Below are 268 nucleotides of genomic sequence, written 5' to 3' on the forward strand. Positions count from 1 at the left end.
TTAATATTCTCTACGATTAAACTTACAGCTTCTCCACCACCGATACATAATGAAACTAACCCATATTTAGCTGATCTTCTTTTCATTTCGTAAATTAATGTTGTCAATAATCTTGCTCCAGAAGCACCAATTGGATGACCTAAAGATACTGCTCCACCGTTGACATTTACTTTTTCATGTGGAATAGAGAGCTCTCTCATCACTGCAACGGTTACAAGCGAGAAAGCTTCGTTAATTTCAAATAAATCAATTTGCTCAATGGTTAAAT

Annotated in this window: 1 protein-coding gene; it reads right to left on the reverse strand. The window is 35.1% G+C overall.

Going from position 1 to position 268, the window contains the following annotated elements:
• On the reverse strand, nt 1-236 hold a 236-nt coding region (locus tag N3D74_06635; GenBank protein ID MCX8095841.1), incomplete at its 3' end, for an acetyl-CoA C-acetyltransferase.
• Nucleotides 237-268 lie beyond the last annotated feature (32 nt).

This window comes from Caldisericia bacterium, assembly GCA_026414995.1.
In the GTDB taxonomy this organism is placed as follows: Bacteria; Caldisericota; Caldisericia; order B22-G15; family B22-G15; genus JAAYUH01.